This window comes from Spirillospora sp. NPDC047418, from assembly GCF_040643275.1.
Taxonomy (GTDB): Bacteria; Actinomycetota; Actinomycetes; order Streptosporangiales; family Streptosporangiaceae; genus Spirillospora.
This window is the reverse complement of the sequence record NZ_JBEYTW010000057.1, coordinates 15,336-33,516: the sequence shown is the minus strand read 5'-3', so window position 1 is coordinate 33,516 and position 18,181 is coordinate 15,336. Positions and strand designations below refer to the sequence as shown.

Annotated in this window: 22 protein-coding genes; 12 read left to right on the top strand and 10 right to left on the bottom strand. The window is 70.0% G+C overall.

The features are described 5' to 3' along the window. Positions 1–112: 112 nt before the first annotated feature. Positions 113–976, top strand: a complete 864-nt coding sequence (locus ABZ806_RS29255) for a helix-turn-helix domain-containing protein (protein ID WP_500220630.1) — start codon at positions 113–115, stop codon at positions 974–976. Beyond that, complete coding sequence (locus tag ABZ806_RS29250) at positions 973–1,179, top strand: DUF397 domain-containing protein (protein ID WP_500220629.1); 207 nt, start codon at positions 973–975, stop codon at positions 1,177–1,179. The genes ABZ806_RS29255 and ABZ806_RS29250 overlap by 4 nt, the downstream gene beginning before the upstream one ends. 24 nt (positions 1,180–1,203) lie before the next feature. Here ABZ806_RS29250 and ABZ806_RS29245 read toward each other — a convergent pair whose 3' ends face one another. Together ABZ806_RS29245 and ABZ806_RS29240 are read right to left on the bottom strand one after the other, a co-directional pair. After that, the gene (locus tag ABZ806_RS29245; protein WP_500220628.1) at positions 1,204–1,881 is read right to left on the bottom strand and encodes a hypothetical protein; all 678 of its coding nucleotides are present in this window, start codon (positions 1,879–1,881) and stop codon (positions 1,204–1,206) included. A gap of 715 nt (positions 1,882–2,596) precedes the next feature. After that, positions 2,597–3,148, bottom strand: coding sequence for a hypothetical protein (locus tag ABZ806_RS29240; RefSeq protein WP_500220627.1), 552 nt, complete (start codon positions 3,146–3,148; stop codon positions 2,597–2,599). A gap of 589 nt (positions 3,149–3,737) precedes the next feature. Here ABZ806_RS29240 and ABZ806_RS29235 point away from each other — a divergent pair. The 4 genes from ABZ806_RS29235 (at position 3,738) to ABZ806_RS29220 (ending at position 7,085) form a co-directional block, all read left to right on the top strand. Beyond that, positions 3,738–4,499 carry a phosphotransferase family protein gene (locus ABZ806_RS29235; RefSeq protein ID WP_500220626.1) on the top strand — a complete coding sequence of 254 codons (762 nt, stop codon included), beginning with the start codon at positions 3,738–3,740 and terminating at the stop codon, positions 4,497–4,499. A 75-nt stretch (positions 4,500–4,574) separates the two neighbouring features. Continuing rightward, a complete protein-coding gene (locus ABZ806_RS29230) occupies positions 4,575–5,024 on the top strand; it encodes a hypothetical protein (RefSeq protein WP_500220625.1) in 450 nt (149 codons plus the stop codon). A gap of 199 nt (positions 5,025–5,223) precedes the next feature. Further along, a complete protein-coding gene (locus ABZ806_RS29225) occupies positions 5,224–6,099 on the top strand; it encodes a haloalkane dehalogenase (RefSeq protein ID WP_500220624.1) in 876 nt (291 codons plus the stop codon). 5 nt (positions 6,100–6,104) lie between these two features. Continuing rightward, positions 6,105–7,085, top strand: coding sequence for a zinc-binding dehydrogenase (locus ABZ806_RS29220; protein WP_500220623.1), 981 nt, complete (start codon positions 6,105–6,107; stop codon positions 7,083–7,085). A gap of 106 nt (positions 7,086–7,191) precedes the next feature. Here the strand turns inward: ABZ806_RS29220 and ABZ806_RS29215 are convergent, their stop codons facing one another. Continuing rightward, complete coding sequence (locus ABZ806_RS29215) at positions 7,192–7,791, bottom strand: MarR family winged helix-turn-helix transcriptional regulator (protein WP_500220622.1); 600 nt, start codon at positions 7,789–7,791, stop codon at positions 7,192–7,194. A gap of 17 nt (positions 7,792–7,808) precedes the next feature. On the opposite strand from ABZ806_RS29215, the gene ABZ806_RS29210 reads away from it, so the two are divergent. The 6 genes from ABZ806_RS29210 (at position 7,809) to ABZ806_RS29185 (ending at position 12,306) form a co-directional block, all read left to right on the top strand. Beyond that, a complete protein-coding gene (locus ABZ806_RS29210) occupies positions 7,809–8,357 on the top strand; it encodes a GNAT family N-acetyltransferase (RefSeq protein ID WP_500220621.1) in 549 nt (182 codons plus the stop codon). Between the two features lie 342 nt (positions 8,358–8,699). Beyond that, on the top strand, positions 8,700–9,035 hold the full coding sequence (locus ABZ806_RS29205) for a carboxymuconolactone decarboxylase family protein (protein WP_500220620.1): 336 nt from the start codon (positions 8,700–8,702) through the stop codon (positions 9,033–9,035). Then, on the top strand, positions 9,025–9,606 hold the full coding sequence (locus tag ABZ806_RS29200; protein WP_500220619.1) for a carboxymuconolactone decarboxylase family protein: 582 nt from the start codon (positions 9,025–9,027) through the stop codon (positions 9,604–9,606). The genes ABZ806_RS29205 and ABZ806_RS29200 overlap by 11 nt, the downstream gene beginning before the upstream one ends. A gap of 198 nt (positions 9,607–9,804) precedes the next feature. Next, positions 9,805–11,430, top strand: a complete 1,626-nt coding sequence (locus ABZ806_RS29195; RefSeq protein ID WP_500220618.1) for a serine/threonine-protein kinase — start codon at positions 9,805–9,807, stop codon at positions 11,428–11,430. A 127-nt stretch (positions 11,431–11,557) separates the two neighbouring features. Further along, positions 11,558–12,091: an SMI1/KNR4 family protein gene (locus ABZ806_RS29190; RefSeq protein ID WP_500220617.1), complete on the top strand. Its 534-nt coding sequence runs from the start codon at positions 11,558–11,560 to the stop codon at positions 12,089–12,091. A 2-nt stretch (positions 12,092–12,093) separates the two neighbouring features. Next, positions 12,094–12,306 (top strand): hypothetical protein, encoded by a 213-nt coding sequence (locus ABZ806_RS29185; protein ID WP_500220616.1) that lies wholly within the window; start codon positions 12,094–12,096, stop codon positions 12,304–12,306. Between the two features lie 227 nt (positions 12,307–12,533). On the opposite strand, the gene ABZ806_RS29180 is transcribed toward ABZ806_RS29185, so the two are convergent. The 7 genes from ABZ806_RS29180 to ABZ806_RS29150 all read right to left on the bottom strand — a co-directional run bounded on the left by ABZ806_RS29180 (position 12,534) and on the right by ABZ806_RS29150 (position 18,151). Further along, positions 12,534–13,445, bottom strand: coding sequence for an NADP-dependent oxidoreductase (locus ABZ806_RS29180; RefSeq protein WP_500220615.1), 912 nt, complete (start codon positions 13,443–13,445; stop codon positions 12,534–12,536). Between the two features lie 104 nt (positions 13,446–13,549). Next, positions 13,550–14,449: a hypothetical protein gene (locus ABZ806_RS29175; RefSeq protein ID WP_500220614.1), complete on the bottom strand. Its 900-nt coding sequence runs from the start codon at positions 14,447–14,449 to the stop codon at positions 13,550–13,552. Next, positions 14,446–14,985, bottom strand: a complete 540-nt coding sequence (locus ABZ806_RS29170) for an RNA polymerase sigma factor (protein WP_500220613.1) — start codon at positions 14,983–14,985, stop codon at positions 14,446–14,448. Before ABZ806_RS29170 ends, ABZ806_RS29175 begins: the two co-directional genes overlap by 4 nt. A gap of 179 nt (positions 14,986–15,164) precedes the next feature. After that, positions 15,165–15,953, bottom strand: a complete 789-nt coding sequence (locus ABZ806_RS29165; protein ID WP_500220612.1) for an SDR family NAD(P)-dependent oxidoreductase — start codon at positions 15,951–15,953, stop codon at positions 15,165–15,167. Continuing rightward, positions 15,950–16,756, bottom strand: coding sequence for an SDR family NAD(P)-dependent oxidoreductase (locus tag ABZ806_RS29160; protein WP_500220611.1), 807 nt, complete (start codon positions 16,754–16,756; stop codon positions 15,950–15,952). Before ABZ806_RS29160 ends, ABZ806_RS29165 begins: the two co-directional genes overlap by 4 nt. After that, positions 16,749–16,988 (bottom strand): ferredoxin, encoded by a 240-nt coding sequence (locus tag ABZ806_RS29155; RefSeq protein ID WP_500220610.1) that lies wholly within the window; start codon positions 16,986–16,988, stop codon positions 16,749–16,751. The genes ABZ806_RS29160 and ABZ806_RS29155 overlap by 8 nt, the downstream gene beginning before the upstream one ends. Further along, the gene (locus ABZ806_RS29150; protein ID WP_500220609.1) at positions 16,985–18,151 is read right to left on the bottom strand and encodes a 3-ketosteroid-9-alpha-monooxygenase, oxygenase component; all 1,167 of its coding nucleotides are present in this window, start codon (positions 18,149–18,151) and stop codon (positions 16,985–16,987) included. The genes ABZ806_RS29155 and ABZ806_RS29150 overlap by 4 nt, the downstream gene beginning before the upstream one ends. Between the last annotated feature and the right edge of the window lie 30 nt (positions 18,152–18,181).

Below are 18,181 nucleotides of genomic sequence, written 5' to 3'. Positions count from 1 at the left end.
AGTACGTATGCAAGGGTTGCATTAACATTGCTTGCATCCGTGATCGTTCAGGAGGCGCTGAGGGGGACGGGACCGGCCGGCATCCGCAGCCGTCACACGGAAAGGAGCCGCAGTGGGAGCGCCAACGGTGCGTCTTCGTCGCCTCGCGGCGGAGCTTCGCCAGCTGCGCAAGATCGCTGAACTCACTCGCGAGCAGGTCAACGAGCAGACTGGCATCAACGTGGCCACGCTCTACCGCATCGAGACCGCCCGCGTCCGTCCCCAGGCACGTACTCTGACCAGCCTCTTGGACGCGTACCGAGTGGTCGAGCCGAAGCGCTCCGAGCTGAGAACGTTGCTCAAGCAGTCCGCGACCCGTGGCTGGCTGCACACCTTCGCCTCGGACCTCCCAGAGCGCTACGCCTCCTACATCGAGTTCGAGTCCGAGGCGCGCGAGGTGCTGAACTACGAGTGCCTGTTCATCCCCGGCCTCCTCCAAACCGAGCGCTACGCGAGAGCCGCCATCAGCGGTGACCTGCCTGAGTCATCCCGCGAGGAAATCGAAAGCCGAGTCGACGCCAGGATGCAGAGGCAGTCGGCCCTGACAAAAGATCATCCGCTGAAGCTCTGGGCAATCGTGGACGAAGCCGCCATCCGCCGTGTCGTCGGCGGACGTGAGGTCATGCGAGAGCAGCTTGACCACCTGCTGCGCATCGCCGAACTCCCGACCGTGCATCTTCAGGTGATCCCATTCGACGCGGGCGCCCACCCAGGTATGACCGGTTCCTTCGTTGTCATGACCTTCGAAGAGGCGATTGGGCCCGACATCGTGTACATCGACAGCCAGGCGGGAGACCTCTTCCTAGAGGAAGAAGCGGACATATCTAGGTATAATCTCGTGTTCACGCACCTTCGCGCCGGAGCGCTCAGCCCGAGCGCATCCGCTTCGTTGATCGCGTCGGTGGCGATGGACGGCCATGGAGGAGCAGCACGATGACCACATCGCATGACTCGTCACGCATCCAATGGCGCAAGAGCAGCCGCAGCAGCGGCAACGGCCAGTGTGTTGAGATCGCCGGCATCGGAGTGAACATCGGTGTCCGGGACAGCAAAGCACCGGACGCCGGGCACCTCACATTCACCCGCGCGACCTGGGCCTCCCTGATGGCCGAGGCGAAGGCCGGTCAGCACGACCGGTGACTCTCCAAGACGTGGAACAGGGCATCATCCGTCCATAGGCTGGTCGTCCTGTCGTAAGAGCCCGTGGATCCCGTCCATGAGGCGTTCGAGTCGGGCGAGGGTGTCAGGATCCAGAGCGGAGTGTGTGGCGGGCTGGGGCCCAGCGGGCTGGGGCACGGCCGGCTGGGGCGGCAGCATGGCCCAAGCCACGCAGCAGGCCTCTTTGTTCTCGACCAGGAGCGGCTGAAAGTCTCTACGGTCGATTAACCCCATGCCCCAGGTGACCACGCGCTGATAGACGTCCTCAGACACGATCAGAGCCAGATTGCCGTGCTCGAAACGCGCTTTCAGGACGGGGGCGTTGAGAAGCCGAAATAGCAGATTCAGGTCGGGGCTGATTACGCCGTGCTCGTCGCGGACGAGTTCTCCGTGATGGACGGCCATCCGCAGTCGCAGCCGATGGCCCGACGGAACTGCTGTGTTGATCTGAGCGAGCCCCGTGCGGATTAAGGGCGCCAGTGGATCCACCAGGCTGTGGACGCTATAGCCGGGCGGAGCCAGCAGGAACATCCCATCACCGCGATCTTCGTACTCGCAGTCTCCCCAAGATATCTGTGCGGTCGCCGCGGCCTCCTGGATGATCTGGTACATCGAGGTGCGCATGAGACGCAGCACATTGGGGTCGGTGCTGCTGCCGAAGCCACAGATATCGAATGCGACCATGGCCCGGTACTGCGGTGGCGCCGCAACCGGCTGGTTGGACCTGCCCCTTGTACGAGGATCGTTTGATGGCGATTCGATCGTTCTCACTCGTTTCCGTAGTCTTGATGATCAATGGTGCACGCTCATGTTGCCATAGGAGGCGCCCTCATCTCTCCCATTCCAGCAAAACCGAAATTCATCTACTAAAAGCGGTAAATTTGCAGGTCAACGTCCCTCGCGGTAGATACGGAGCGGCTCATGACACATCGAAGTCGGCCCAAAAAGAGGCGTGAAAGAACACCGCTCGGTATCAGCTTTCCGGGAAGTCGGACATTACGAGCTATTGGGGCACGCGACTTTGCGGCGAAGCCAGGCCGGGCTGGGGAGCCCCGAGCCTGCCCGGAGGCTTGGGTGCGTAGTCAGTGACATCGGTCGCCGCCGGCCTTTGAGTCGTTCGCTCGGCCGATGATTGGCCGCCCCTTCGCCGTCCGGCTCAGAGACAGTTGCCGGCAGCGGCTACGAGCAGCGCGCCGAGGTTGAAGTACTGTGAAGGTCGGTCGCTACGACTCGGACGCCGACACGGCAGCGCCTGACCATCGCCTCACCGCATTCGCTTCCTTGGTCGCGGCGGTGGGTGCGGCCGCACGTGGAGCGGCCGAGGCAACCGTGCCGGGCCCGCTTGGAGCTAGGAAGTGGCGTGTCTGCGGAGAGCGCGTACTGTCGCTCCTCCCGCATGTCAGCGACGGATAGACGTTTCTGCTGCGGCGTCGAACGCCGTCTCGGGACCGCGCTGACGTGACCTTTGATGGACGGCGAGGTCGCGGGCCAGGTGCGCGCGGCGTAGGCCGTGTGAGCGCAGGTAGCGGACGTCCTCGGCCGTGTCGTACATGAGCTGGACGTGGAAGTAGTTCACGTACTCCAGGACTGCGAACAGCCCGAAGCCCAGCCCCGGCCAGCTGCCCGTCCCCGGAACGGCGACCATCCACCCGACGAGAGCCAACACCCCGACCGCGAGAAGCAGAGCAATGGCAATGCGGGCGACCACGAAGACCCCGGCACCCGGCAAGGACGCGCCAGGACCCGAGATCTGCTGGAGCTTGGCCAGCCAGTACCCGGCTCCCACCACGAGCAGGACCGCGAACAGCGCGAAACCCACCACGTTCGCCGCCGTCATCGGCAATCCGACAACACCGAACCAGACCACGGCCTGCAACGGCACGTTGAACAACTCCAGCCCAGCGAGCGACCGCAGCCGCCGCCGAACCCAGGCGCGGGAACGATGATGCATCAGGCGACGATGCTAACTCAGGCGCCAAAGCCGCAGGTAGACGCAGGTCACCAAGATCCGAAGCGAACGCGCGCTCGTCGCCGTTTTGTCCTGTCGGCGGTGTCCGCTGCTCATCGTGCGGCCACCTTGTCCCTCACGGCCCGCTACTCGGCGCACCGGGCTTCGCCCGGTGGTCGCCTCGTCCCCGGCCACCAGGAAGATCGCGGTGCGGTCTGGGCGAGGACGAAAAGCATGCGAGCGAGCACCGGTCTTGTAGCTGACTCTCCCGTCCCATTGTGGTGAGCGCTTAGCTGCGCCGTCTGCCGGACGCTTGACCGCTGGGCCTCGGGCGACAACCGCACCCGAGGGGGCGGCATTCGGGCTACCGTGGCCGCCATGGAGCAGGCTGGGTTGCCCGTCGACCCAGTCCTCTGGGAATCGGCTGGTGACTGCAGCCAGTGCTACCAGGGCTGCCACGACTCCCCGAAGGCGATATAGCGTGAGCAAACGGCGGTGGGAGGACCTTCCTGGCGTGGTTCGGGCAGCCGTGGAGGCCCGTTGTGGGACGGTACTCAAGGCTGAGGCCGCGGAGCGGGGCATCATGCCGGGGGTGGCGGCGAAGCTTCGTGTGGAAGGCGGAAACGTCTTCCTCAAGGGCGTTCCGGCCGACGATCCCGCCGCTCGCCTCTACCTGCGTGAGCGAGCGGCGAACCTTGCCCTTGCCCCATCCGCCCCGGCGCCTCGAATGCTGTGGTGCGCCGACGTCGGCGGTTGGCACCTGCTGGTGTTCGAGCACATCGATGGCGCGCGGAGCGCCGACCTGTCGCCCGGGTCTCCGGACCTGCCCGGCGTGATCGACACCCTGGCACGGCTTGGAGCGACGGGCGACGCGCTGCCGTGCGTCACGGTCAACCTGGATTTGCTTCATAGGGTCGCGGCTGAGTTGTTGGGAATGGAGCCGCGGAAGTCGTGGTGGGGGATGTATGCCGAGGCGCTCGAAGGACTGTCGGCGGAGTCACTGAAAGGGGAGACGCTGCTGCACTATGACCTGCACAGCGGAAATCTCCTCACGGCCGGTGAGAACGTCCACGTCATCGACTGGTCCTTCGCATGCCGGGGGCAAGCGTGGATTGATGCCGCGCTGCTCGTCCCTCGGCTGGTTGAGGCCGGGCACAGCCCCGCGCAAGCCGAAGCGCTCGTTGCAGCACATCCCGGTTGGAACGCGGCTCCGGCCGATGCGGTCACCGGCCTCGGCGCGCTGTGGACGATGTTCCGCGAGTACAAGGCCATGCACGGGCAAGAGGGCATGCATGCCTCCCGGGCCAGTGCAGCGCAAGCGGGCCGAGCCTGGGTCACTCACCGGACAAAGTGACGGAGCCCTACCGTCGCGTTCTGCCATCTCCGGGGGCCGCGCGAGGATGGGGGTATGTATTGCCTTGAGGCGGTCGTGGCCACCGAAGCCGTGCTCCGCGAACTGGCCGCCGGTGTTCCTGAGGCGCGTGTCGTTCTCCTCGGCCAACATCTCTCGCTCCTGCCGATGACCAACGCTCTGTTCGACGCGGTCACGGTGGCCGGAGCACCCGAACTTGATGGGTTCTGGAAGGCGCCCGCAGGTCTCGGGCGCCTGCTGGCCGCATGCTCGGCGACAGGACCGGCGGCCTACGTTGAGGCTGACTACTTCGGCGGGACAGGGACGCAGGCCGCGCAGGTCTGGCACGCGGGGAAGGTGGTTCTCGGCCCCCTGCACAAAGGCGAGCGGGAAACGTCCGCGGCCGGGGGTAGCCCGATCTCCCAGGCACTCCGACGACTCGGGGCCGCTAAGGGCGATCACGTCGACGAGTTCGACGCCGTCGGCCTCGGCCGTCACCGCCGCACCGACGACTGGCTACCGCCATGAACTGATCGTCCGCAGAGAGCGCGGACGCCGTCCGCACCACCGCAGACCAGCCTCCCAACACCACAACATGTGCATGCGCGGCCGGGGCGAGGCCGCGGGCGGCTGCAGGGGTGCCTTCAGTGTATTGACAGGTGCCTGTCTATTTTCTAGATTTAGCCAGGTACCTGTCTAATGTGTCTTCCGGCTCAAGGAGAACGCCATGCCCACTGCGCGTGTTCTGGACTCGACGATCTTCTATCGGGAGGTCGGTTCGGGGGCGATTCCGCTGGTCTTCCTGCACGGCAACCCCACGTCGTCCTATCTGTGGCGGCACATCCTGCCTGTCGCCGGGGTGTCCTCGCGGTGCCTGGCGCCCGACCTGATCGGCATGGGCGAGTCGGGCAAGCCCGACATCGACTACAGCTTCGACGACCATGCCCGGTACCTCGACGCATGGTTCGACGCTCTGGCGCTCGACCGGGTCGTGCTGGTCGGTCATGACTGGGGCGGCGCCTTGGCCTTCGACTGGGCCGCCCGCCATCCGGGACGGGTGGCTGGCATCGCCTTCACCGAGACGATCGTGAAACCGATGTCGTGGGAGGAGTTTCCCGCGGGCGCGCGGCCGCTGTTCGAAGCGATGCGTACGCCCGACGTGGGCGAGGCGATGATCCTGGACGAGAACGCCCTCATCGAGCAGGCGCTGCCGCGCACCGTCCCCGGGCTGAGCGAGGAGGACTTGGCGGTCTACGCCCGTCCGTATCCCACTCGGCGGAGCAGGGTGCCGCTGCTGCAATGGCCGCGGTCGATGCCGCTGGACGGCGAACCCGCCGACGTCGTCGCCAGGATCGACGCCTACGGCCGATGGCTGGCCGACAGTGCGGACGTCCCGAAGCTCCTGATCGCCTTCGAGCCCGGCGAGAGCACGATGATGAACAAGCAGATCATCGACTGGTGCGCCGCCCACATGTCCGCCCTGCGGATCGAGACGCACGGGACGGCCGGGCACCACACCCCCGAGGACCGGCCCGAGGCCATCGCCGAATCGCTCGTCGCCTGGCTGGACGGGCACGGCCTGCTCACCGGCGGGGAGGGCTGAGCACGATGCGAGCGATCCGACAGCATGCGTTCGGCGGCCCGGAGGAACTGCGGCTGCAGGACGTGCCCGACCCCCGTCCGGCCGCTGGCCAGGTGCGGATCCGCGTCGAGTCGGCAGGCGTTCACCTACTGGACACGGTCATCCGCGAGGGAGGAGGCGCGCCCCGCGTCGTGCCCCGGCTGCCCATGACGCCGGGCCGCGAGGTCGCCGGCGTGATCGACGAGGTCGGCGCCGGCGCCGACACCGCCCTCACCGGTCGGCGCGTCGTGGCCGACCTCGGTCCGGCCGGCGGCGGGTACGCCGAACTGGCGCTGGCATCCGAGGCGGCCGTCCACATCCTGCCGGACGGCGTCGACGCCGACTCGGCCGTGGCCATGGTCGGCACCGGCCGGACGAGCATGGCGATCCTCGAACTCGCGGCACCGGCCGCCGACGACGTCGTCCTGGTCACCGCGGCCGCCGGCGGGATCGGAACCCTGCTGGTGCAGGCGTGCCGCGCGGCCGGCGCGACGGTCGTCGGCGTCGCGGGCGGATCCGGCAAGGTCGCGGTCGCCCGTGCGATCGGTGCCGACCACGCGATCGACTACACCCGCCCCGACTGGCCCGACGAGGTGCGGCGGGCGGTGGAGGGCCGGCCGGTGACGCTCGCCCTCGACGGCGTCGGCGGCCGGATCGGCCGCAGCGCCCTGGAACTGCTCGGCGTCACCGGACGCCTGGTCATGTTCGGTTCGTCCTCGGGGTCCCTGACCGAACTGTCGGCCGCCGACCTGTTCGGCCGGGGCATCAGCGCGGCCTCCGCCGTCGGCGCGCGCATCATCCAGCGTCCAGGCGGAACCCGGACGCTGGAGCGCGACGCCCTCGAGGCGCTCAACGGCAAGCGTCTCATCCCGCTGATCGGCCGGCGGTTCGACCTCGCGGAGGCCCCGGCCGCCCACACCGCCCTGCAATCGCGCGCGACCACCGGAAAGACGGTCCTGCGCCCATGACCCGCCCTGTCCGCTGCGCTGCGCTGCGTTGCCGGACGTCACCGTCCCGTCCCGCTCGACCGGGGCCGACCGGTCCGGTGGGTTCCACCGTCGCGGTCACATTCGGCTAGTCGGCCCCATCGATCGAGGTCAGGCGATCGGCGGCGTCCGGGTCCGCTTCGCCGATGCGATCCAGCAGGCGGTGCAGGAGAGTGCGGAGAGTCTCGAACTCCTCAGGACTGGTCAGTTCGGTCCACCGTTCCTCGATCCGGCGCCCCGCGCCCGCCGCCTGCGGCTGGACGTCTCGTCCGCGTTCGGTGAGCATGACCAACCGGGACCTGCCGTCGCGGGGATTGGGACGGCGTTCCAGATAGCCGTCCCGCTCGAGCTGGTCGACCGACTGCGCCATGGTCTGCTTGCGGACGCCGGCGCGCACGGCCAGGTCCCGCACTGTGATCCCCTCGGGGGGGACGAAGGGGAACACCTTCGCGTCCCCGGACCGGATGTCACCGAAGCCCGCCTCTGCCAGCGCCGTCTCGATGCCGGCGGTGTACTCGCGATGAAGCAGACGTAGCAGAAGCGACATCCGCGGTCGCTTCTCCGAAGGGTCTCCGTACGTATCGACAGCCACCTGTCCAGCTTCCACAGCGGTCGGGTTCCTGTCCAGCCCGCCGCGATCAAGAAGCCGCATTGCGCCGAGCGGCCACTGTGCTTCGGCGACGGTCACCGTCCTAACGTTGGCGCATGCTCAAGACGCCGTCACGGGTCGAACTGCGCCCGCTCACCCGCTCCGACCAGGACGAGTTCTGCTCGCTTGTGCGGGCCAGCACCGAATTGCACCGTCCGTGGATGCGACTGCCCGCGACCGCGGAGGAGTTCCAGGCTTGGATGCGCCGCTTCGACGACGGCACCAACCGGGGCTTTCTGGTCCGTGTCCGGGAGACCGGCGCAGCCGCCGGCATGGTCAACATCAACTCGATCATCCGGGGCCGCTACCAGGGCGCGTCCCTCGGCTACGCGGCCTTCGCCCCGTCCGCCGGACGCGGCTACATGACCGAAGGGCTCGCCACCGCCCTGCAGCACGCCTTCACGGAACTGCGGCTGCACCGGCTGGAAGCCAACATTCAGCCGGCGAACACCGCCTCCTTGGCGATGGTCCAGCGGCTCGGCTTTCATCATGAAGGGCTTTCGCCCGCCTACCTCTACATCGATGGAGACTGGCGGGACCACGAACGCTGGGCCATCACCGCACCGAAACCTTGGACGCCCGACCCGACGCTCCCCGAGGTCTAAGCCGCGTGGCGCCACGAGGCATGGCAGTCAGTAACCCGGGACGGCTTCCCGCAGGAACGCTTCGACCTGGCGATGAGCCGATTCGGCAATGTTCTCGCTCTCCGATCCGTCGACCGTGCGCGGGCTCTTGGAAACTGCCGGCTCGCGGACATCGCCATCACCGAGGTCTGTGAACCGGTCTATTACGGACCGGACGTGGACGCCGCCCTCGACTGGGGCCGCGGCTTCACCTGCGGGTACGTCGGGGGCGCTGAGACTTTTCGGGGATGTGTCGTGTTCGGGGGTGCGGCAATCGTCTTGTTGGTGAGGACGATTGTCGGCCGCGGAGGAGGCGAGGGTGCCATGCCGGACGAGGACAGCAAGCGAGCCGCGCACCGGGCGCTGGTGGAGCGGGTACTGAGCGGGGACGGGACGGCGTCTGCGGAGCAGCGGGCGCGTGCCTTCGGGAATGAGGGCCTCTCCCCGCCGCTGGACGCGCTGGTCGGCAAGGTCGTCGACCGGCCCGCGCAGGTGGCCGAGGCGGATCTGGCGGCGGTGAAGGCGGCGGGATACAGCGAGGACCAGGTCTTCGAGCTGGTCGTGTGCGCGGCGGTGGGGCAGTCCGAGCGGTTGTACGCCGCCGGGCTGGCGGCTTTGGCCGAAGCGACCGCGGAGGAGGGGCCGGGTCATGCGTCTTGACATTCTCAATCGCGGTTACAGCCGGAAAGACAAGGTCCTGTTCGGGGCCATCCGGTTGTTCTCCGGGCGCCCGCTACCGGACGCCGCCAAGCTGGTCTTCTATCGGCCCGACTTCTACGGTGCCCGCGCCAAGGAGTTCACCCACGAGGCGATGCGCGGGCCGTCCGACTGGTCGGTGGGGGACCGGGAGTTGATGGCCGCTTACGTCTCCAAGGTGAATGGCACCGCTTTCTGCATTGGCGCGCACGCCGCCTGCGCGCGTCTGGCGTATCAGGACGGGACGCGTGTCGCGGCGGCGCTGGACGACCTGGAATCGGCGCCCATCGAGGAGCCGCTGCGGGCGACGCTGCGGATGCTCGGCAAGCTGACGAGGGAGGGGACAGTCGGCGCCGACGACATGCGGGACGTGCTGGCCGCCGGGGTCTCGCCGAGGCAGGCCGAGGACGCGCTGGCCGTCTGTGCCGCCTTCACCGTCACCGACCGCCTCGCCGACGCCTTCGGCTTCGAACTGCTCAGCCAGGAGGGTTTCGACGCCGGAGCCAAGTACCTGCTCAAACGCGGTTACCACTAGACCTGCGGTCGGATGGCATCGATACCGGCTTTCCGGATGATGCTCTTGTGATCGGACTTGGTTCCGGGCATCGTCGTCGGCGGCGGATGCCCGGCATCGGCGCGGCGAAAGGTTGGTGACGCGGCGCGGCGGACAGTTGCCTCGTTCCCGTGAAAAGGTCGTTTCTGATCAGCGGCGGACGCGGGGAGGACGTGCGGGGTGTCGGGTGAGAAGGTAAAGCCGCTCCAGGCGGGCGATCCGAAAAAGGTCGGGCAGTACCGGCTGCTGGCGCGGCTCGGGGCGGGCGGGATGGGCCGGGTCTACCTGGGCCGCTCGAAGGGCGGACGGCCGGTCGCGGTCAAGGTGATCCACCCGTACCTCGCCGAGGATCCGCAGTTCCGGCGGCGCTTCGAGCACGAGGTCGCGGCGGCGCGGCGGGTCGGGGGCATCCACACCGTGCATGTGGTGGACGCCGACACCGGCTCCGATCCGCCCTGGCTCGTGACCGACTACATCGCCGGCCCGTCGTTGCACGAGGCCGTCGCCGCGCACGGCGCGTTCTCCGAGGAGGCGGTCGCGGGGCTGGGGGCGGGGCTCGCCGAAGGGCTGATGGCGATCCACGAGCGGGGCGTCGTCCACCGGGACCTCAAGCCCGGCAACGTGCTGCTCGCCCAGGACGGGCCCCGCATCATCGACTTCGGCATCGCACGGGCCCTCGACGCCACCTCGCAGTCCAGCACCAGCGTGGCCGGCACGCCCGGGTTCATGTCGCCCGAGCAGCTCCGGGGCGGCGAGGTAGGGCGGGCCAGCGACGTGTTCTGCCTGGCCGCCGTGCTGGCCTTCGCCGCCACCGGACGGCGGCCGTTCGGGGACGGCCCGATCGACGCCCTCGGCTACCGCGTCGTCAACGAGGACCCCGACCTGGACGGCGTGCCGGAGCCGCTGCTCCCGCTGATCGAGGCCGGCCTGGCGAAGGACCCCGCCGACCGTCCCGCCCCGGCGGAGTTCCTCGACCGCTGCTCCGAGCTCGTGCAGGACGGGGACCTTACGCTGCCGAAGCCCGTCGCCACGATGATCGCCACGCGCGTGGCGGAGACGGACGTGCTGGCGCCCCCGGCCGGGGGCGCGCCGCGGATCCCGCCGCTCGGCCGGCCGAAGCCCCCGCTGATCGCGGCCGCGGCGGCGGTGCTGGGCGTCCTCGTGATCGCCTTCGCCGTCTGGGCCATCGGGAACGGCGGGGAGGAACCGGCCGCACCCGCTGCCGCGGCGACCACCGCCGGCACGGCCCGCCCGTCCTCGACTCCTACGACGCCCAGCCCCCGGGCGTCCGGCGCGAGCACGCCTGACAGCGCCGTCCTCCCCGACTCCACCCGCGCGGCGTTCGAGAAGATCTCCGTCGGCGACTGCCTGGACGCCCACCGGGACGCCCACGACTTCGACAAGTGGAGCAGGAGCAAGCCGCGCGCGATCGGCTGCGGCCGCGCGGACGCCTACGTGAAGGTCTTCAAGGTGGCCGACGACCCAGCCGCCTGCCGCGGCAGCAGCGAGCTGGAAGGGCAGTCGCGGTGGAGCCATGGCGAGGAGGGGAACGAGATCGTCCTCTGCGTGCGGCGCCAGTTCCGCGCGGGCCAGTGCTTCCTGGCCCACAACGGTGCGGAGAAGGACACGGTCTCCGTCAGCGAAGCCGACCTGATGACCTCGTGGCCCTGCGGGGACGGCTCCGCTCCGGGGGACTACGAGTTCGTCCTCCGCATCACCGCGTACACCACCGGCGCATGCCCGTCCGGTGGCAAACGGGTCCGCTTCGATATCCGCGGCCGCACCCTCTGCACCCGCATCGTCTGAGCACCGCGCCGGGCGATCCGCCGGTATGGACGGCCAGCGACGGAACCGACCGCGTGCGGCTCCATGCGACATTCCGTGAATTCCTGCTGTCCATTCTGGACGGCGCCGGCCATGCGGTGGAGATCCAATGAATCATGACGCGTTCTCGGTCGTGCGGTTCCGGGACCGGCTGCTGGCCGAGGGCCTCGCGGGCCCCGGCGACTTCGCCGGCTGCTCCGACGAGGAGATCGCCGCCGTGATGCGGGCGCAGCGGGTCGTCGCGCTGCCCGCGCTCTACCGGGACTTCCTCGCGGTGCTGGGCAAGCGCCCCTACCCGCTGATGCAGGGCACCGACTGGGCCTACCGCGACCTCCTCGAACTGCGGCAGGACGCGGCCGAACTGCTCGAAGAGAACGACCTCGATCCGTCCATGCTGGACGACGCGCTCGTCATCGCGATGCACCAGGGATACGTCCTGTACTACATCCCGCGCGCCTCGACCGCCCCGGCCGACCCGCCGGTGTGGACGTACGTGGAAGGCGAGGAGCCGTCCGAGGCGTTCCCCACGTTCCGCGAGTTCCTGGTCTCGCTGGAGAACATGCGTCGCCGCGAGGTGGCCACCTACCGCGACCTGGAGGCGTCCGGCCGGTTCAGCATGACCCGTGTCGAGGACGACGGCTGACCATGGAAGGCAACGTCGTCACCGCCGACCTGAAGGCCGCCGGCGTCCGCGACTCGTTCGACGGGGTGACCGGCGAGGGCCGTCCGCCCGCCCCGCCACGCTTCAGCACGCCCGAGCCCGCCCATGCCGAGTATTTCGTCCTGGAGGCCGCCGCCGAACCCTTCACGCCCGACCAGGTCAACCCGCGGATCGAGGTGACCCTGGTCGAGGCGTGACGGCCGCATGCCCGCACCGCGCGGTCTAACGCGGAGGCCGGCCGCCGGTGGAGCGGGTGCCGATGCGGGTCATCAGGTCGTCCAGGCTCTGGGTGAACGCGGCCATCTGGCGGAGGCCCTGGTCCTGGGCCTCGCGCAGCCGCTCGGCGAGGACGTCCGGGTCGATCGCGGTGTCGGCGGTCTGCGACCGCGAGCGCAGCTCGCGCAGCGCCGCGTTGACGTGCCCGTCAGGTCAGGAGGACGACCTTGCCGCGGCCGTGGCCGGTGGCCACCTCGCGGTGGGCGTCGGCGGCGCGCTCCAGCGGGAACGCCGCGCGCACGTGGATGCGCAGGCGGCCCTCGTCGTAGAGGCGCGCGGCCTCGGCAATGCGGGCCACCGACCGCTTCGTGGGCGGGATCGTCCGGACGCCGAGGTCGGCGGCGCGGGCGTGGTCGACCAGCGTGAAGATGCGGGTCGGGTCCTTGACCAGGTTGAGCGACACGTCCAGCGCGTGGCCGCCGGCGCCGTCCAGGGCGGCGTCCGCGCCGTCCGGTGCCAGGGCGCGCACGCGCTCCTCCAGCCCGTCCCCGTAGACGACCGGGATCGCGCCGAGCGACCGGAGGTAGTCGTGGTTGGCCTCGCGCGCGGTGCCGATGACCGTTGCACCGGCGATGCGGGCCAGCTGGACGGCGACCGTCCCGACACCGCCCGCCGCCGCGTGGACGAGGAGGGTGTCACCCTCCCCGACCGCCATCTCCTCCAGCGCGATGTGCGGGGTCATGACGGCGGCGGGGAAGCCGCCCGCCACGTCCCACGGCATGCTCGCGGGCTTGGCCGTCACCGCGTCCGCCGGGACGACGACGTACTCGGCGTAGGCGGTGAGACGGCAGTAGCCCAGCACCTCGTCCCCCGGCCGGACGGTGGTGACGCCCGCGCCGACCTCGTCCACGACGCCCGCGTACTCGTTGCCGGGGACGCGCGGAAAGCCCTCCGGCGTCCCCGGCGGCGACCACCCCTCCCGGATGGCCACGTCGTACGGCTGCACCCCGGCCGCCACCACCCGGACCCGCACTTCGCCGGGACCGGTCTCCGGCGCCGACACCTCCAGCACCTGCAGCACGTCCGGCCCGCCCGGCTCGGTGAATCCCACGATCCGCATGTCGTCCCCCATCATCGGCATTGTCGATCAAGGGAGACGCTAAGACCTCGACCAAACTTGAGGTCAAGCCGGGCAAGGCGGGCGAGCCGGCCGGCCGGACGGGGTCAGCCGGTCGGCTGGGGCTCCGGGTCGCCCTCGGCCGGGGCGACCAGCAGGCCGACCGAGTCCGAGCTGCGCACCCACGCCCCGGTGATCCGGCGCTCGTCACCGGGGCGCCAGCCCGCGGGCGGGTCGTACATGGAGCCGGAGCCGTCCGCCTTGAAGGCGCCGATGGAGAAGGCCGCGGTGAGCCCGCGCGTGCGCAGGTCCGCGAGCGCCCGGCCGGTGGTCAGGCCGGTGAGGCGGAGGCTCTCCGGGTGATCGCCCTGCGCCGGCCGGGCGTCCCCGTAGACCTCGCCGGGCCGGGCCTTGCGGCCGATGACGATCTCGCCGCCCGAGGTCCGGAACAGGGGCCCGCTGAGCCGGACCTTGAGCGGGCAGGCGTCCTGGCCGGGCGGGCACTTCAGGACCGTCGTGAACGACCCTTTCCCGCTGTCGGCCGGAAAGTGCGTCCCGGGCGGCGCAGGCAGGGAGCCGACGCTGATGACGTCGCGCTCGTGCGCCGGCGACACCGGCACGATGCTGAGCTTGACGCGCAGCCCGACCTTGGCGAACGCCTCCTGGAACTCCTGCTGGTCGGCGAAGGCGTCCTTGACCTCCACCTCGTACGCGCCGTCGGCCACGTCGATCCGCACGGCGGCGTTGGCGTAGGCGTACAGCGGGCCCGAGTCCTGCGCGGACAGGACGAGGACCGACGCGGCCGCGGCACCGGCCACCGCCACGCCGATGGCGGGACGGGCGAACCGGGGGAGGCGGGGGAGGCGGCGGCGTCGCGGTGCCGGGTCCTCCGCGGTGGTGATGGCGGCGAGCAGGGCCCGGGCGCCCGCACCGGACGGGTCGCTGGTGATGTCGCCGTCGCGCACGGGGTTCAGACCCGCCACGAGGTCGTCGATCGAAGACGTCATGCCAGCTCACTCCCATGCAGAACGGACCGGGACGGCGGCGTGGGCGGTCCCGGGTGGTCGACGCCCGCGGCGCGCAGGGCGCGCGCGAAGCGCCGGCGGGCGCGGTGCAGGCGGACGCTCACCGCGTTGCGGGAGCAGCCGAGCACCGTGGCGATCTCGGTGATGGACAGGCCCTCCCAGCCGAGGAGGGCGAGGACCTCCCGGTCGCGGCCCGGCAGGGCGCGGAAGACGTCGGCCACGGCCGAGCCGTCGCGTGCGGGCGCGGCCGGCGGCAGTTCGGCGCGCAGCGCCGCCGTCTTGAGCGAGTGGCGGACGACGCCGCGGCGGTGGTTGGCGAGGACGCGGCGCGCCACCCCGTACAGCCACAGCCGGGCCTCGCCGCCCGCCGGCATGTCGGCCGCGCGGCGCCAGGCGATCGTGAACGTCTCGGCGACGACGTCGGCCGCGTCCTCGGGGGAGTCGCAGCGGCGCAGCGCGTAGCCGAGCAGCGGTTGGTAGGTCGCGGCGTAGACGGCCGCGAAGTCGTCCTCATCCATGGGGCGTCCCCGGCAATGTGGCCTCCTGTGGTCGGTGGTCACCTGCACATGTCGGGACGCCGCCCGGATCTTTCACCCCGCGAGGAAATCGATCTCCGGGACCCCGCGCACAGAGCGGCCCAGGGGCAGGAGGACTTCCTGAAACCCCTGGGCCGCGATCAGCACGTCGAAGACGAAGGTCAGGACGGGTCGGGCAGCATCCGCTTCATGGCCTCGTGGGCGCCGAGGACCTTCCGGTCGCGCGGGAAGCCCGCCCGCTTCTGCGCCGCCTCGTAGTTGCCGCCCGCGACCCAGATGGGCCCGTCCTTCAGGTGCTCCAGCCCCTCGCGGGCGATGTCGTCGGGCTCGGCGACGTTCAGGCCCGGCATGTCCATGTTGAGGCCGGCGCGTTCCATCGCCGGGGTCCGCGTCACGCCGAGGACGAGTTCCAGGACGTCCACCCCTTGCTCGCGCATCTCCAGCCACAGGCCCTCGGCGAACACGCGGCCGAACGACTTCACCGCCGAGTAGATGCTGATCTGCGCCTGCCCCATGTAACCGGCGAGCGAGCCGACCAGCAGCAGACCGCCCCGTCCGCGCTCCTTCATCAGCGCGCCGAAGTGGTGCGTGAAGGCGAGCTGCGCGGTGATGTTGAGGTCGATGACGCCCTGGAAGCGCTCCAGGTCGCCGGTGACGAACTCGTGCCCGTAGCTGTTCGCGCCCGCGTTGAAGATCATCAGCCCGACGTCCAGGCCGTCGGTGACCTCGCGGACCTTCTTCAGCGGGTCCGGGGAGATGAGGTCCAGCTCCACCGTGCGGACCTCCACCCCCTTCGCCCGGACGGCCTCGGCGGTCTCCGCCAGCGGGCCGGGCTTGCGGGCGATCAGCACCAGGTTCAGGCCCGCGTCGGCGAGGCGGTGTGCGAACGCGGCGCCGACCCCCTCCGAGCCGCCCGCGATGACGGCCCACGGGCCATATTCGTCGATCATTGCTCTCCGTCCAGGTCCGGGGTCCAGGCGACGCCGTTGATGTGCGAGCCGCCGTCCGCGAACAGGGTGTTTCCGGTCAGGTAGCGGGCGCCCTCGGACGCGAGGAACACCGCCACCGGTGCGATGTCGGTCTCCGGGTCGCCGAGGCGGCCCATCGGGTTGGCGCGGTCGGCGGCGGCCTCGATCTCCGGATGCTCGGACGCCATCCGCCGGAACGCCGCGCTCTTGGCGCCCGGGCAGATCGCGTTCACGACGACCCCGGTCGGCGCCCATTCGCGGGCGGCCGTGCGGGTCAGCGTCCGGAGGGCCTCCTTCGCCGAGTTGTACTCCAGGGTGCCCATGTGGGCGTTGACCCCGTTGAGGGAGCACATGTTGATGACGCGTCCCCACCCGCGCGCCTTCATGTGGGGGAACGCGGCCTGCATCGCCCACAGCGGGCCGTAGTAGCCCATCGCGAAACCGCGGGCGAGCTGCTCGCCGGTCTTGTTCTCGACGCGGCCGACGGTCCCGGCGCCCCAGGCGTTGTTCACCAGGACGTCCACCGAGCCCCACGTGTCGACCGCCGCGGCGACCATGGCCTCGACCTGGGCCCGGTCGGTCACGTCCGTCCGGACGAACCGGGCGTTCTCCCCGATCTCGGCGGCCACCGCGGCGCCGGTCTCCTCGTTCAGCTCCGCCACCAGGACGCGGGCGCCCTCGGCGGCGAAGCGGCGGGCGACGCCGCGTCCGATGCCGTCGCCCGCGCCCGTCACGACCGCGACGCGGCCGGCCAGCTCACCGCGCCGTCCGGTCGACTCACCCATCGACGACCTTGACGGAGCCGGTGAGCGCCGCCTCCTGGATCGCCGAGCGCAGCGCCGGGCAGGTGTCGTGCGGATCCTCGATGCCCACGCACGCGGCCCGCGCGGCGGCGTTCCACTGGATGCTCGTCTGCTCCCAGGTCGACTTGCGCACCAGCACCTGCGCGGCGCAGCGGCGGCAGGCGACCGGGACCAGCGGGCCGTCCAGCAGCCGCTCGTCCTGGCGGGACGTCACGCCGAGGCCCCCTCGGCGTCCAGGCGCGCGAGGTTCGCCTCGACCTCCTTCTTCCAGGACTCCACCGGACGGGTCGTGTCGATCTCGAACTCGAACCGGTCGGTCATCTCCGGCTTGACCTCGGCGGCGTCCACGTAGAACTGCTCGTACCAGCGGCGCAGCTGGTAGACGGGGCCGTCCTCCTCGCACAGCAGCGGGTTGTCGATGCGGGTCTTGTTCTTCCAGATCTCGACGTCCTGCTGGAAGCCGACCAGGATGAACTCCGACAGCTTCTGCGCGGTCGCCTCGGCCGCCTCCGGCGGCAGCTTGTCGCTGTGCTGCACGATGATCCCCGAGTGCAGCGAGAACGAGTTCTCGTCGATCGGGTAGTGGCAGTTGATCAGGACGGAGGTCAGGTCGTACCCCTCGTAGTGGTACGTCAGCTCGTCGATCATGAACGAGGGGCCGTGGTAGGACGCGACCGAGGTGTTGCCGAGCATCCGCGGCCCGCCGCCGCCGGAGCCCTCGCGCCTGCGGCGGGAGTCCTCCCGGGTCACGCCCTTCATGATCTGCGTGGCGGTCTGGCCCTCGAAGATGTTCTTGAAGTACGTCGGGAACGACTGGTGGATGTAGAAGAAGTGGGCCATGTCGACCACGTTGTCGATGACCTCGCGGGCGTTGGTGTGGACGATCTGCTCCGTCCAGCGCCAGTCGGTCCAGTCGTCGCGCGTGGCGCCCGCGATCACCGGGATCCGCACGTCCTCCGGCGGCTGCTTGCCCTCCGGGTCGTTCCAGACGAACAGCAGCTTGTCCTGCTCCATCGTCGGCCACGCGGAGGTCCGGGCGCGCAGCGGGACGCGGCGCGAGTACGGGATCTGCTTGCAGCGCCCGTCGCCGCCCCAGCGCCAGTCGTGGAACGGGCACGCGATCTCGTTGCCCTTGACCGTGCCCTGGGACAGGTCGCCGCCCATGTGCCGGCAGTACCCGTCCAGGACGTTCGTCTTCCCGTCCGCACCGGTGAAGACCACGAGCTTCTGCCCGAAAGCCTGGACCGTGTGGGGCTTGCCGTCCTTGAACGTCTCGGCCAGCCCGAGGCAGTGCCATCCCCGGGCGAACCGGGAGGAGACGGCCTCCGCCTCGATGGCGCGGACGGCGTCCGACTCGGTTGCGGTCACGTGGATCATCCCTTCAACGATGGATGCGTGATTCGAACG